This is a genomic window from Streptomyces europaeiscabiei (assembly GCF_036346855.1).
GTDB classification, from domain to species: Bacteria; Actinomycetota; Actinomycetes; order Streptomycetales; family Streptomycetaceae; genus Streptomyces; species Streptomyces europaeiscabiei.
The window spans coordinates 4,994,791-5,007,747 of record NZ_CP107841.1 but is presented as its reverse complement, the minus strand read 5'-3'; the positions used below and the strand labels follow the sequence as shown (position 1 = coordinate 5,007,747).

Here is a 12,957-nt window from a genome sequence, read left to right as displayed (position 1 = left end):
GCGAGGGTGACCGCCCGGCCCGCCTCCAGCGTCCTGTCCGGGGCCTTGCGGCCCCAACGCCTTCGGCGGCATGGCGCCCTGGGGTGACTGGTGTCACTTCCTCAGGGGAGTTCGTGATGGGGCTGATGCCCACTCAAGATCAAGTGATGCGGAATATCTTCGGCTGACTCTCGATGATCTTCGGTCGACTGTGTGTCGGATGCAAGAGCTGCCCGACGATGACGCCTGGATCGCGGCCCACCGCCGGGCCGTCGGTGACCGCGTGCGTGCCGAGCGCCTCCACCAGAACCTCACCCAGGAGAAGCTCTACCTCGCGGCCCGAGTCGACCGAGTCACGCTCCAGCGGGTCGAGGCCGGCGAGGACGTGCGGCTGTCGACGCTGCTGAAGATCGCCCGCGCTCTCGGTGTGCCGCTCGCCGATCTGCTGGTGGATGGGCCCGCCGCCGCGACGGGGGACGTGGACGGCGGGCCCTGACCGCCCCTGTCGGCAGGGGACGGCCGCCTCGGCGCCGGAAGGTGCGGCGCAGCGCCGAGGAGCTACGGAGCTACCGCCAGCGGACCGGCGGCGTGACGTACGGGTGCAAATGCTCTACACCCTGACCCTCGTGGCCCACCGGCTGGCAGCAGTGGAGCTTTGTGCGGGGGTCCTTCACCCAGCAGTAGCCGCCGAGTCCGCGAGGGCCGGGCGGGATGTCGCGGGCGGGGATGATGCCGGGCTTGGGCACTGCGGGTCTCCTTGCTCGCTGGTGGGGTGCTGGTAGACGGCGACGCTGCGGTTGTGGGCGCCCCAGTAGCCGACAGCCAGGCCCGCGCGAATCGCGTTCTCGCCGAGCGGGGCGCCGCACCACACGCAGTGGGTGGCTTCGCGCTGCCCGGGGGTCAGCTGCCAGAGGGTGGGCAGGGTGCGGGTGCTCACTGCTGGCCTACGGGGGTGAGGTCGTAGGCGCTGCGGCAGGGGGCGCACGCGTACAGGTCGGGGGTGCCGGTGCCTGACCCTTGGTCCGGGGTGACCTGTACGAGAAGGGCGGTGCGGCTGTGGCCCTCGTGCCACGAGCAGTAGCCCACGGCGGGCCTGTTGGTGGGGGTGGGCGGGCGCGTACTGTTCGCCATGTCGACTCCAGTCCAGTCGTCCACGCCCCCGGCCGGTCGCACGGCGCGGGGGTGCTACATGCTGTGACCTTACCGCGCCATACCGCGACTTGCCGAGGGATGGCGCGGTCGCGCGGCATGGTGCGGGAACCTACGTTCGCCGCATGGGTGAGGATCTTGACCGGACGCGGCCCGTCTGGAGGCAGGTGGCGCAGTACGTCATCGACCGCATCGTCAGCGGCGAGTACCCGCCCGGCTCCCGGGTGCCGTCCACGCTCGAGCTGGCGACCAAGCTGGGCGTGGCCTCGTCGACGAGCCAGAAGGCACTCGCGCACCTGCGTGCGGAGGGCTGGCTGCGGGGCGAAGTGGGGCTCGGGACGTTCGTGGTGGACGAGCCTCCGACCGGGTGAGGACATGACGAAACGCCCCCTCCCGCCCGAAGGCGGAAGGGGGCGTAGTCATCGGGCTTACACGTCGAGGTGGTCGAGGTAGGGCTGAGCCCTCACCGGAATCGGCCGAGGAGCCGGGGGCTCCATCCCCGCCTTCCGTATGTAGCCGACGAGGCTGCGGCGGTCGCCCACGAGCCAGGCGATCGCGGCCCCCTGCCCGGTGAGCTGCTCCTGCTGCTGGGACTGGGTCTGCTTCAGCTCGTCGATGCGCTCGTTCAGCGCGTCCTTGACTGCGGTGAAGTCGTCCCTCCGCTCCTGGCGGCGTGTACGCCGAGCCGCCCGCCCGGCCAGTGCAGCCCCGATCCCCGTCACGGCCGTCAGCCCGCCCTGCACCCACATCTCCACCGTCATGCGTTGCTCACTCTCTTCACGCGCGGGGCCTCACGCCAGCCAGCCGTCACCCAGACGGGCACGCAGATGGCTCCCCAGACGAGAGCGGCGATCCACCCCCTAGGAAACTCCCCCAAGATCCAGGTGGCCAGGTTGCTGCCGATCCATGGCAGCACGATCAGCTGAAGGGCCGGGAAGCCTGGCCAGTCCCAGCCCTGCGGGAGCCACGCCGATACGGCGGCGACGATGCCGGTGGCGATCCACAGCGAGCCCCACACGTCGAGCGGCATCAGGGCCAGTAGCGGTTCGAGGCCGCGTTGTTCGGGGGCTGGTGAGGCGATCTGCGCGTATCCGTACAGGCCCCACACGACGCTGTAGCTGAGGAGGATGGCGCCCCGGCGGCCCAGCCTCTGGGCGGCCTGCCGGGCGGCCGGGGCGAGCATCAGACGTCCGATCGCGGCGTGTGCGGTGCGGCCCACCCGCCGATCGCGGCGGCGGCCGCGGGCAGCATCGCGAGGACGAACGGCTCCAGCGCGTCGGGCATGGAGCTGATGAGGGACGGGTCGTCGGTGACGGCGCCAACGATCGCGAGCCCGGCGACGCCCACCAGGTAGGCGAGCGCGGTCGCGACCTTGACCTTCTTCTCGATCGGGGCGGAGGGGGATGCCATGGTGTTCCTCACTTCGTTTCCAGCGCGGTGACGCGCTTCTCCAGAGCGGTCAGCCGCTCCTCGGTCGTGGGCGGCTTCGGGGCCGGCGGGGTGGTGCCCGGCGACCACGACGCGGGGTGCTTCAGCCGCTCGGCGACGCGCTTGCGGATGTCGGGCATGGACACCCCGGGGCCGCGCGGGTCTACCTTGCCGGGCTGCCACTCCTTGTGGCCGATCACGGACGTGTCGCCTTCCTTGCCCCAGCCGTGCGCCCGGCAGATCGCGGCAGCCGCGCGCACCATGGCCTCGACCTGGACGGCGGGCCACGGGTCGTTGCCGTCGCCGAGGTTCTCGCACTCGAAGCCGTAGAAGCGGGCGTTGCCGTCGGTGTTCGCCTCGTTCGGCGCGGGCAGCGTCTTCTCGCCGATGACCGCAGTGAGGACATCGTCGTCACCGGAGCCGGCGTGGTTGGTGCGGCCGTAGCCGACGAGGTGGATGACGCCGTTCTTGGCGACAACGCCGTGGCACAGCGGGCCGGGCAGCCCGGAGTAGCCGGCGCGGCAGATGGCGACCGTGTTGGCGGTGCCCTTGGTGACGGTGTGGTGGACCATCACCCCGTTCACCGGGCCCCACGCGCCCATGTGGTTGCGGTTGTGGTCCTCCCAGTCGCCGACCTCGACGACCTTCACGCCCTCCGCCTTCAGGGCGGCGAGGAACTTGGACGCGGACAGTGGTGTGGCCATGGGGCCTCCAGACATGAGAAAGGCCCCGGGCCGACGGCCGCAGGGCAGTGTGCCGGACGGGTGTTCAGAGTTGGATGCCGCCGCGGGCGACGAACTGGGCGTCGCGGACGATGTGGTCGTCGGTGAGTCCGCCGTTCGCCCCGGTCCACCCGACCCGCGCGTTGACCGGGGCGGCGACCGCGACCGCGTCGAAGATGTTCACGCCATCAACCCACGCGGACAGAGCGCCGTCCGCGTACCGCACCCGCACCGCCACCGGGGCCGGCCGCAGCGTCAGTGCTCCGCCGTAGGTGGCCACGGTGTCCATGCTGTCGGCGTCGGTCGTCACGACGCGGGCCCGGGAACCCGCTCCGGTGTCCAGGGCCAGGGCGACGGACGTGCAGCCGACGAGGCCGAGGTCCCCACCGCCCGCGCCGACGAACGACGACGCGGTGGCTGGATCGGCGAGTGCGAAGCAGACACCGTCCGCGCCGGTCCCGCCGGACATCTCCACCTCGAAGGTGACGTCCAGGCCGTCCGTAGCCTGCGCCGTCCCGAACCAGGACGAGCCGGCGCCGAACCCATCCGACTCCCGGGTCAGATACAGGTCGGTACCGCCGAGGGCGGCGAACCCGTTGCGGGTCCACCCGGACGCGGTCGGCGCCGGGATCACCGAGAACACCGTCCACGCCCCGGACGCCTTGGGCCCGTACAGGCGGCGCGTGCCAGTGTCGAGAGCCCAGTCGCCGTCGATGCCGAGCGACGCCGCAGGGACGCCGTCCGTGGCGAGGGTGGCCCCTCCCCGCGGTGCGGCCAGCGTGGTGAACTCGCCCTCGACCGGGTCGGGTACGAGGACGTCAGCCAGGGCCACGGCCGGTGTCGCCTTCGGCAGGGACAGGTAGCGGGTCCAGCCGGGCGCGTTCGTGAGTAGCGCCCGTACCTGGTACGTCCACCCCGAAGGGCTCATGCCGGTCGCGTCGGTCGCGACCAGCTCGACGCTGAACTCGCCGTCGGTCAGCGTCGCCTCGGCGTCGCCGCCGAGGACCAGGTCGTCCTCGCCGATCGTGACCAGGTTCGGGCTGGTGAAGATGAGACGGCCCTGTATCGGGGTGCCGTTTGGCAGGGTCAGGGGCTCGCCGGACGACACGGTCACCGTCTCGACGCCCGCGGGCAGCGGCATGGGCGTGGTCCTTCCAGGCAGGGGTCAGCCGATGCGGCGGTAGACCATGCGGGTGTTGTTGCCGCCACGCAGGATCGTCTGGTTGGCGTGCGAGACGGCCTGAGCGAACTGCACGGTGATGGCGCTGATGGTGCCGTCGGTGACGAACGTCCCCTGGTCGTAGGCCGAATGGAAGTTCGTCGGCGGTGAGGCGGCGTCGGAGCCGCCGGCGAGACGGCCGGTGGTGTTCGCCGGGCGCCGGAAGTTCACGGACTGCGGGGTGTTCGCGGTGCCGCTCGCGCCGGGGCTGGAGATGGACTGCGTGAACGAGCAGAACGTCGCGCCGGCGGCGAGCCAGCTCCACCGGAACCCGCAGTTGATCGTCGCCGAGTAGGACAACCACAGCCAGTACTGATAGGTCGCGTTCGGCTCCGGCGTGAACGTGATCTCCGAGTTGATGACCGTGGTCGAGGACGTGACGGTCTGGTCGTTCTCCTGCTGGACCAGCCGCTCGTTCCGGGCGTTCATGTCGTCCGCGATCAGGATCTGGCCCGCGAACCACTGGGGAATGGACACTCAGGGCCTCCTACAGGGGGACGGGTGCGGGCTGGGCGAGCGAGATCGGGGCGTCGGCCGCATGCGACTTCTCGATGGTGTTGATGCCGCGGGTGACCGTGGCCCGCTGCGGGGTGATGACCTCGTACTGGTCGAAGCGGCACACGGGGCTGACGTTGGTGTTGCCGGAGAATGCGGACGCGGTGCATCCGACCTGGCCCGTGTCGATCGGGCTGCTCGTGACTGTCTGGTCGCAGTGCCACTGCTGCGGTTCGCCCGTGCCGGTGCGCCACACGCGCGCCAGGATCCGGTGCCCGACCAGGCGCACCCGAATCTCGAACTCCGCGCCCGCGGTGTACGGATGGGGCAGTGTCACCGTGCTGCCGATCTGGGTGCTGCCGCGGGTGACGGACACAGACAGGACGCCGCTGAGGCCGAAGTGGATGCGGGCCCGGTAGAAGTCGCTGGCGCCCGTGTACCGCATGAGCACCCCGGGGACGATGCTGTCGCCGGTGGCGACAGCGCTGACGGACAACCGGGCCCGGATCTCACAGTCGGCGATGCTGTCGGGCAGGGTCTGCAGGCGGATGGTCGCTGGCGTGGACGGCAGGGAGACCAGCCCCCGCGTCCCGTCCACGCTGCGCTCCGAGGTCGTGCCGCCGACGAGCGTCCACGCCTGCCCGCCGTCGGATGTGCCCCAGGATCCCGCGCCGACAGTGCGGGTGAAGCTGTCGTAGGCGAACGGGGCCAGGGCGGTGGCGCGGACGGTTTCCCCGCCGAGCTTCAGGTCGAACGGGAAGTGCGTGGCCTTGAGGTTGGGGGCGTCGGCCAGGCCGGCGGAGATGATCCACGGGGCGCGGTCGAAGATCCCGTCGGATGGGGTGTGGACGAGGAACGCAGTGTCGTCGGCGTCGACGGCGTTGACCAGGTAGCTACTGCTGGTGTCGCACCGGTTGGGCATGTTCGTGCCCGCATCCGCCGCGCTCGCCACGACGTAGGCCACTATCCACGGCGAGCCGGGCGAGGCGTTGAGCTGCATGTCCCAGTCGTTCGGGTGGCCGATCGGTTCGGTGCCGCCCTCGACGATCAGCTCGATCGGGCCCGGCGCCAGCCAGTCGGGCGGGTTGGCGATAGTGACCCGGTCGCCCGGGTTGAGGCCGGTCAGCTCGTCGGCCAAGTCCGGGTTCGCGGCGAGGTCGACACGCACCATGGGGTAGCGGTCCTCGTCGACGGTGGAGAGGAAGACGCGCCACGAGGCCTGGTCGGGCAGCTGCTCGTCGGTGGCGACGTTCACCTCGATGCCCTCGTCGTACACGCCTACACCGTCGACGTCCGAGGCCGGATCGTTGACGTTCTGCGGGCCCTCCAGCTTGCTGTAGGTGTACTCGCCGCCGTCCGTCCTGCGGGCGGTGATCTCGTTGCGCAGCTTCTGGTCGTCGTCGGTCGGCTCGAACGGGGCCGAGACGTGGCCAGCCGCATAATCCAGGGCGAACACCCGGCCGGTGGCCTGGACGTAGGCGGTGTGCCGCATCATCTCGGTGCCGTCGCGGTAGCCGGTCCCGGTCAGCGCGATGGTGTGGCCGCTGTCCTGGACGCGCATCGTGCCGTACTGCTGGCGGCCGGAGACGGAACCGATGTCGTAGTCGGTGGTCGACGTCGACCAGGCGCCCGCGTCCATGCCCGCGAACATGAACATGGGGAACCGGCCGTAGGGGTTGTGGGGGCCGGAGCAGATCGACAGGGCGTGCATGTCGGCGGTCACCATGACCATGCGGTCCAGCCAGCCCGTGTCGCCGAACATCTGCACCATCTCAAGGCGCTCGTGCAGGAAGTCCGACCAGGTGTCGTCGGTGCCCACCCAGCGGGACGGCGACTGCCACACCAGGGCCTCCGCCCCATCGTCCCGGGCAGTGGACAGCAGGCTTTCCATCCACGCCTTCTGAGCCGAGCCCAGCAGCGTCTTGGCGGGGGTCTGCGGGTCGGTGTTGGGGTCGCGGAACGAGCGCACGTCGGAGGCGATGTAGAGGACGCGGCCGACCTGCCAGCTCTGGTGGATCCCGGTACTCCCGCCCGGCAGCGTGTAGTGCGGCACCCACTCGCGGTAGACCTGGTTGGCTGCCGGGTTGGACGCGCTGGTGCGGTTGGAGTTGTTCGCGCCGAAATCGTGGTCGTCCCACACGTAGGTGCTGGCGAGGGAGCGGAAGAACTCCGACTGCCGGGCCCCGGGGTTCACGACCAGGCCGTAGTTCATGTTGTCGAAGTAGGCCAGGCGGTACGCGGCGACGTCGTTGGTGGCGATGTTCTTGTAGTGCAGGTCGCCGAGATGGCTGAACCACAGCCACTCCTCGGCCGCGGCCTGCGCGCGCATGGTGTCGAAGACCGCGCTGTTGGAGACGGCGTTGGTGATACCGCCCGTGTAGCCGTCGCCGGTCAGGCCCGCGTCACCGGCCGCGCCGAAGGTGTAGCTGAACCGTTCGCCGGCCGGTGCGGCATGGGTGCGGAACGTGGCCTTGTAGGACGTGTTGAGGGCGCCGTCGTCGACGACGACCCAGTAGGGGGTGCCCGGGTCGAGGCCGGTGACGGTCCACACGATGACGTTGTCGGCGCCGGGGGAGACCGGGCCGAGCGTCACCGCCCCGGTCATGGCCTCGTTGTCGGCGACCAGGAGCGTGCTCGCGGTGGCCGCCGTGAGCCGGGCCTTGACGACCGCGCTGGTGTCGGTGGTCGCGCCGGTCCAGACCGAGGACACGCTGAACGCCATCTCACACCCCCTGGTTGTACTTGGATCGTTGGGTCCGGTAGGCCAGGCCGGCGGTGTCCCGCGAGTCGTAGACGATGCCGCCGTCGACGTCGGCCGCCGACTGCAGCAGGTCGAGGAACGCCCCGCTCTTCTGCGGGCCCATGCGCGGGGTCTGGTCGAGGTTGCCGTTCACCAGCAGCGGCACGCCCTGCTCGGCGCACAGCCGCTCGATCCGCCGTCCGGCCAACTCCCGGTTGTAGCCCTGCGCGGCCTGCCACGTGTCGGCGGCGGACGGGGGCGAGGCTCCCCAGTAGGTGATGTGCCCCAGCGCCATGGGCTCGGCCATCGAGGCGAACGCCCCCCACCGGTAGCGGAATCTGCTGACGGGCCGGTGCGGTACGGCGTGCGTGCCGCTGGCCACGGAGTCACCGTCGATGAAAAGTTCCCAGTCCGTCGAGGCGCCGTCTGCGGTGGTCGTCAGCCGGATCATGTGCAGTGAGTCGTCGTAGATGCCGGGGGTGGCGACGGTCGTGAGGGAGGAGACGGACGACGTGGTCTCGCCCGCCGACAGCACCAGCAGTTCGACGTTGTTGGCGACCCGGTCGGTGACCACGATCCACGCCAGGATCGGATCGGCGTCCGTGCCCTGCCCGGTGTCGAAGACGGCGAAGTCGTCGTCGATGCCACCGGCTCCGGCCCGGTAGTGGTCGGCAGACCACGACGTCAGCGTCATCGGCGGCACCTTGACGGTGAGGGTGCCCTCGGTGCTGGCGGGCAGCTGCACCGTCGGGTCCAGCCACGGCGCGAGGGACCCTTTCCCCCAGTCGGGCTGTCCCTGGTAGAAGGAACCGGCCGTGCCGATGGCGCGGATGGGCTGGCCGCCGACCGCGACCTCGGAGCCCTCAATCGCCCGCTCGCCGTCGGTCAGCGGCCAGTACCGCAGGGGCAGGGCGGTGCCGACGTGACGGCGCAGCGCGTCCTTGAGGGCTTTGGTTCCCTGCATCAGACGGCGCTGCATCCCGGAGGCCGTGACGGTGGTGTAGACGTCGTTGCCGGAGACGTCCCAGCGGGTGGGCCAGCTGGTGATGTAGCCCTCGAACCGGCCGACGACCGTGCCGCCCGGGGTGGTGAGGTCGACGGCCACCAGCGTGCTCAGCCCCAGCAGCCCGAACAGATCAGAGCGCGGGTTGCGGCGCGAGTACCGGCCGAGGATGCCGGGGCTCGCGACGCTGTGGCCGTTGTTCAGGGTGAGCGGGCAGCGGGTCGGGTCAGCGGTCGAGGCCCAGTCCTGTCGCCCCCAGATGACCGCGATCTTGTCCCGGTTGAGGACGTCGGCGGTGATGTCCACCCACGCGCCGCCCAGGAACAGGCTGATGGTGACGATCAGGGGCGTGCTCGGGAACACCACGGTGCGGGCCTCCTTACGGGGTACCGAACGCCCGCTGCACGCTGCCGCCGCCGACGTCGGCGACGATCTCGCGGAGCAGTCGGGTCATGGCCTGCGGGCCGTCGATGACGACGCGCACGGTCACCTGTGCGGCGGCTGTAGCGGACGACGCGCCCAGCGCCCCGCCGGTGAAGCGCCCTGCCCCGGGCATGGCGAGGGTGGGGTCGACGAGCCCGCGCATCGTGTCGTCCAGGACGCCGCGGTTGTCCTCGGCACCCTCGGCGATACCGGGCGGCAGCCAGTGCCCGATCTCGTCGGCCATCAGCTTTGAGGGCGAGCCGATGTCCAGGAATGAGGACGCGGCGTCGACGATGTTGGAGGAGACGAAGTTCCGCACCTGCGACCACAGCCAGCCGCCGAGCGAGGAGATGCCGGACCACAGCCCGGTCACCACGTCGCGGCCTTTGCCGTAGAGCAGGCTGCCGAGGTTGCCGACGGCTGAGACGGTCCGGCCGGGGAGCCCGCCTATCCAGGCGAGGAAGTTGACGGCCTTGTTCACGGCCGCGTCCTTGAAACGCTGGCCCGCGCTGCTGGCCACGCCCGCCAGCCTGGTGCCGAGAGAGGACAGGGCGGTGACCGCCCGGCCGGGCAGGGCCTGCACGCTGCCGGTCCACGCGTCCCACTGGCGGCCGACCGGACCGGACACGTACCGGCTCCACAGGCCTGAGAACCACAGGCCGATCGCGGCACCGAGCACGGTGAAGGTCTGGCCTGCTTCGCCTGCTTTGGTGCTGATCCAGCTGGTGAAACTGTCCCACCACTGGGGGATGTTCTCGCCCAGGCCGGTGACGAGCTTCGACACGAACCCGGCCATGATCAGGAATGCGGTGGCGCCGATCGCTCCGGCGACGAGCATGGGCAGCGCGACGAGCGCCAGGGTCAGCGCCCCCGCGATCACGGCGATCTTGAAGACCTTCTCGGGGTTGGCCATGGCGTAGTCGGCCATGGTCTGGCCGAATCCGAGCAGCGCGTCGGCGGCCTTCGGCGCGAACTCGATGACCTTCTGAACGATCCGCTGGCCTAGGGTCTGGAAGAAGTTGACGATCCGGTCGACTCCCTCGGAGCCGTCCGCGCCCGCCTCCTCCCAGATGCTGCCGAACACGTCCTTGAAGCGGGCCCTGAAGTTGATGAGGCCCGGGATCACTGTGCCGCCGAGGAAGTCCACGAGATCCTGCTGCAGGCCGCGCTTGAACGCCTCGATCTTCGTGCCGGCGTTGTCGCGCAGCGTGTCGCCCGCCCGCTTCGCCGCACCGCCGAAGTCGTCCATCGAACCAGAGGCGCCCTTGAGGGACTCCAGGAAGTCGGGGATGTCTTTGACGTTGAGGTCTTCCAGCGGCGTGCCGAACAGGGCGATCGCAGTGTTGGCCTGGTCGGCCGGATCCGGGATGCCGAGCAGCCCGTCGATGATCTTCTGGGTGGCCTCCTTGGCGGAGTCACCGCCGGCGAGGATCGCGTTGGCCATCTCGCCCGCGTCCAGGCCGATCGTCTCGTAAGCGGCCTGGCTGGCGGTCGACATGTCGGTGGACAGGATCGTGAATTCCTTGATCGCGTCACCGGCTTTGTCGATGCCGAACTCGCCCTTCTTCGCCCCGTCGACGAGGACCGCGAACGCTTCCTCGCCGCTGAATCCGAGCGTCTTGAAGAACTGGCCGTACTCGTCGGCAGCGTCGAGGACTCCCTCACGCAGGTGGGCGGGGACCTTGGACGCGGCGGCCGTCATCAGGTCGAACGCTTCGGTGGCATCCTCGGCCAGCCCTGCCTGAATCGCCACGCCCGCGCTCTGCGCCGCGCGGGTGACGTCGATGTCGAAGGCCTCGGCGAAGTTCAGGGCCTCGGCGGTCGCCGTCTTCAGCTCTCCCTCGGAGGCATTCGCCATGCCCTCGATCGACGACATCACCGAGCCGACCGCGGTGTTCACCGTCTCGAAGCTGTCGCCGTAGGCGTCGGCGAACAGGTCGCCGGCCACGCCGCCGACGCGGGCCGACTCCTCCTTCGTCAGGTCCAGTTGTGCGGCCAGCTTGCTGGACAGACGGGACTGATCGAGCGCCTCGGCGAACCCGGCCGCGACGATGGCGCCCACGGCCACCATCGCGGTGGCCACCCCTGCCTTCAGCGTCTCGCCGAAGCCGGCGCCCGCAGCAGCGCCGCCGTCCCCGGCGTCGGCAGCCATCGCCGCCGATTCGTCCTGCACGGTCTCCCGCGCGTCGCGCATGCCCTCGCCGACATCGTTCCGGGCGGACAGGGCGAAGACGAGACTGGTGTCCGACATCAAGCCCCCTCTCTACCGTCCGGTCTTGCGGGCGTTCTTCTCCATCTGCGCGCTGTACTCGTCCAGCCAGGCCAAGAGGTGGTCCTCCTCCTCGACCGTGCAGGCGTCCCAGTCACGGGGGGTCATGCTCAGCACGTGGGCGGCGAGGCCGAGGTTCCTCAGACGGCGAAGGGCAGCCGGGCTTTTCCCTCGTCCTCCGGCGCCGTCTCTCGCTGCTTGAGCATGGCGTCGATCATCTGCTCGTCGCCGCCCTTCTCCCGGAGCCGGGCCACCGCGAGGTCGAGCTCGCCCTGGGTCATCTCGACCGTCAGCTCGTCCCACGCGAAGTCGACGTCGTCGAGGCGAAGCGTCGGGTGCTGCCGCTTCAGCAGGACGTGCAGCAGCGCGCGACGGCACAGCCCATGGCCCTTCAACACACCCATGGCGAAGTCGCTGAAGGGCCTGCCGGTGACCCGCTCCAGCGCCTCGCGCTCGACCGACATCAGCTTGTTCGGGTTGTAGTCGAAGACCTGCGGCTCGCCGTCTTCGGGGGTGTACGTGACCTTCAAGGTGACCGCCTTTCAGGAGGTGCCGGTGGACCGCGAAGCGATCCGGTTGACCATGTCCGCCAGCGCGGATTTCACGGCGTGCTCATAGGTGTTGCGCTGGCCCTCGAAGGCGTGGTCGAACCACTTGACCTTGCCGGTCTGCTGGGCCCACACCTCGCGGTTGCCGTAGACCGGGTGCCGCCAGCCGCTCGCGCGGTTGGTGCGCTTGGCGGCATTGGCGAAGCCGCGGATGTTCGGCGTCTTGAACGCCTTGATCTTGGCGCCGGGGAACTTGCCGCTGATGCGGACCTCGGGCCGGATCTTCCGGGCGATCGAGGACTTCAGCGCCGGGCCGCCGTGAGGAGTCGCGGACGCCATCGACATGATGTTGCTCTTGGCCTGGACGGCACCCGGCTTCAGCGCCTCCCGCATGTTGCGGGTCAGCTCCTTGCGCAGCTCCTTCCCGTCTTCCTCGGCGCGCAGAGCGCGGGAGATGTTCCGCAGGTTCTGCGGCGTGAGCCGGAGGTTGAGGGAGGCAGACGATGCGCGGCGGCCCTCGGCCATCAGGACGTTGCCCTCGTCACGGCGCCGCTCGTGGGGAAGCCCTGCGAGACGGTGGCCTCGTCGCCGACCGACCCTGTCAGCGGCGACCAGCCGGTGATCAGGATGTTGCCGGTGTACTTCGGGTTGGACGTACCGACCGCGGCCTGGTCTGCCCGTACTTCGAACGGGACGACCGTGCCCAGCAGCGGCCACATGATCGAATCGAGTTCGGTGGCAGCGAAGTCCTGCAGAAACTCGCACCCCAGCTCCGCCGACTTGATGCCGCCGAGGACTTCCTTCCAGCCGAGCGAGGCGTAGTTCGTGACGTCCTTCTCCTCGACCTCGACCGTGAGTTCGGCCTTGCGGGTGTACTCGTTCAGGACGTTGGCGTTGATGGACAGGTACTCCGCTGTCAGAACCATCTTGGGCACGGCGGGCCCTCCTTTCAGGGCATGACGAAGGGCCCGCATACGGGCCA

Annotated in this window: 16 protein-coding genes; 2 read left to right on the top strand and 14 right to left on the bottom strand. The window is 70.0% G+C overall.

What is annotated here, in order from left to right; all coding sequences use genetic code 11:
* The first annotated feature begins 199 nt into the window (after positions 1–199).
* On the top strand, positions 200–475 hold the full coding sequence (locus tag OG858_RS21930) for a helix-turn-helix domain-containing protein (RefSeq protein WP_328544563.1): 276 nt from the start codon (positions 200–202) through the stop codon (positions 473–475).
* Positions 476–649: 174 nt separating this feature from the next.
* On the opposite strand, the gene OG858_RS21925 is transcribed toward OG858_RS21930, so the two are convergent.
* Together OG858_RS21925 and OG858_RS21920 are read right to left on the bottom strand one after the other, a co-directional pair.
* On the bottom strand, positions 650–916 hold the full coding sequence (locus OG858_RS21925) for a hypothetical protein (RefSeq protein WP_328544564.1): 267 nt from the start codon (positions 914–916) through the stop codon (positions 650–652).
* The gene (locus OG858_RS21920) at positions 913–1,110 is read right to left on the bottom strand and encodes a hypothetical protein (protein WP_328544565.1); all 198 of its coding nucleotides are present in this window, start codon (positions 1,108–1,110) and stop codon (positions 913–915) included. The genes OG858_RS21925 and OG858_RS21920 overlap by 4 nt, the downstream gene beginning before the upstream one ends.
* A 143-nt stretch (positions 1,111–1,253) precedes the next feature.
* Between OG858_RS21920 and OG858_RS21915 the strand changes: the two genes are divergently transcribed.
* A complete protein-coding gene (locus OG858_RS21915; RefSeq protein WP_328544566.1) occupies positions 1,254–1,499 on the top strand; it encodes a GntR family transcriptional regulator in 246 nt (81 codons plus the stop codon).
* A 57-nt stretch (positions 1,500–1,556) separates the two neighbouring features.
* Here OG858_RS21915 and OG858_RS21910 read toward each other — a convergent pair whose 3' ends face one another.
* From OG858_RS21910 to OG858_RS21855, 12 genes are all read right to left on the bottom strand, one after another.
* Positions 1,557–1,889, bottom strand: coding sequence for a hypothetical protein (locus OG858_RS21910; RefSeq protein ID WP_328544567.1), 333 nt, complete (start codon positions 1,887–1,889; stop codon positions 1,557–1,559).
* The gene (locus OG858_RS21905) at positions 1,886–2,347 is read right to left on the bottom strand and encodes a hypothetical protein (protein WP_328544568.1); all 462 of its coding nucleotides are present in this window, start codon (positions 2,345–2,347) and stop codon (positions 1,886–1,888) included. Before OG858_RS21905 ends, OG858_RS21910 begins: the two co-directional genes overlap by 4 nt.
* Positions 2,311–2,538, bottom strand: a complete 228-nt coding sequence (locus tag OG858_RS21900) for a holin (protein WP_328544569.1) — start codon at positions 2,536–2,538, stop codon at positions 2,311–2,313. Before OG858_RS21900 ends, OG858_RS21905 begins: the two co-directional genes overlap by 37 nt.
* An 8-nt stretch (positions 2,539–2,546) precedes the next feature.
* A complete protein-coding gene (locus OG858_RS21895) occupies positions 2,547–3,260 on the bottom strand; it encodes a peptidoglycan recognition protein family protein (RefSeq protein ID WP_328544570.1) in 714 nt (237 codons plus the stop codon).
* Between the two features lie 64 nt (positions 3,261–3,324).
* Complete coding sequence (locus tag OG858_RS21890) at positions 3,325–4,419, bottom strand: L-type lectin family protein (protein WP_328544571.1); 1,095 nt, start codon at positions 4,417–4,419, stop codon at positions 3,325–3,327.
* Positions 4,420–4,443: 24 nt separating this feature from the next.
* Complete coding sequence (locus tag OG858_RS21885; protein WP_328544572.1) at positions 4,444–4,974, bottom strand: hypothetical protein; 531 nt, start codon at positions 4,972–4,974, stop codon at positions 4,444–4,446.
* A gap of 10 nt (positions 4,975–4,984) precedes the next feature.
* Positions 4,985–7,714: an alkaline phosphatase D family protein gene (locus tag OG858_RS21880; RefSeq protein WP_328544573.1), complete on the bottom strand. Its 2,730-nt coding sequence runs from the start codon at positions 7,712–7,714 to the stop codon at positions 4,985–4,987.
* Position 7,715: 1 nt separating this feature from the next.
* On the bottom strand, positions 7,716–9,101 hold the full coding sequence (locus OG858_RS21875; protein WP_328544574.1) for a hypothetical protein: 1,386 nt from the start codon (positions 9,099–9,101) through the stop codon (positions 7,716–7,718).
* 13 nt (positions 9,102–9,114) lie between these two features.
* A complete protein-coding gene (locus OG858_RS21870; RefSeq protein ID WP_328544575.1) occupies positions 9,115–11,409 on the bottom strand; it encodes a phage tail tape measure protein in 2,295 nt (764 codons plus the stop codon).
* Positions 11,410–11,567: 158 nt separating this feature from the next.
* Positions 11,568–11,957, bottom strand: coding sequence for a type 2 periplasmic-binding domain-containing protein (locus tag OG858_RS21865; protein ID WP_328544576.1), 390 nt, complete (start codon positions 11,955–11,957; stop codon positions 11,568–11,570).
* 12 nt (positions 11,958–11,969) lie between these two features.
* Entirely contained in the window at positions 11,970–12,500 is a 531-nt protein-coding gene (locus tag OG858_RS21860; RefSeq protein ID WP_319262720.1) for a hypothetical protein, read from the bottom strand.
* Entirely contained in the window at positions 12,500–12,901 is a 402-nt protein-coding gene (locus tag OG858_RS21855; protein WP_319070454.1) for a phage tail tube protein, read from the bottom strand. The genes OG858_RS21860 and OG858_RS21855 overlap by 1 nt, the downstream gene beginning before the upstream one ends.
* Between the last annotated feature and the right edge of the window lie 56 nt (positions 12,902–12,957).

Bases quoted from the DNA above. Each gene is read 5' to 3' on its own strand.
- OG858_RS21895 (WP_328544570.1), bottom strand. From the start codon at position 3,260: ATGGCCACACCACTGTCCGCGTCCAAGTTCCTCGCCGCCCTGAAGGCG.
- OG858_RS21860 (WP_319262720.1), bottom strand. From the start codon at position 12,500: ATGGCCGAGGGCCGCCGCGCATCGTCTGCCTCCCTCAACCTCCGGCTC.
- OG858_RS21890 (WP_328544571.1), bottom strand. From the start codon at position 4,419: ATGCCGCTGCCCGCGGGCGTCGAGACGGTGACCGTGTCGTCCGGCGAG.
- OG858_RS21930 (WP_328544563.1), top strand. From the start codon at position 200: ATGCAAGAGCTGCCCGACGATGACGCCTGGATCGCGGCCCACCGCCGG.
- OG858_RS21855 (WP_319070454.1), bottom strand. From the start codon at position 12,901: ATGGTTCTGACAGCGGAGTACCTGTCCATCAACGCCAACGTCCTGAAC.
- OG858_RS21915 (WP_328544566.1), top strand. From the start codon at position 1,254: ATGGGTGAGGATCTTGACCGGACGCGGCCCGTCTGGAGGCAGGTGGCG.
- OG858_RS21900 (WP_328544569.1), bottom strand. From the start codon at position 2,538: ATGGCATCCCCCTCCGCCCCGATCGAGAAGAAGGTCAAGGTCGCGACC.
- OG858_RS21920 (WP_328544565.1), bottom strand. From the start codon at position 1,110: ATGGCGAACAGTACGCGCCCGCCCACCCCCACCAACAGGCCCGCCGTG.
- OG858_RS21880 (WP_328544573.1), bottom strand. From the start codon at position 7,714: ATGGCGTTCAGCGTGTCCTCGGTCTGGACCGGCGCGACCACCGACACC.
- OG858_RS21870 (WP_328544575.1), bottom strand. From the start codon at position 11,409: ATGTCGGACACCAGTCTCGTCTTCGCCCTGTCCGCCCGGAACGATGTC.
- OG858_RS21910 (WP_328544567.1), bottom strand. From the start codon at position 1,889: ATGACGGTGGAGATGTGGGTGCAGGGCGGGCTGACGGCCGTGACGGGG.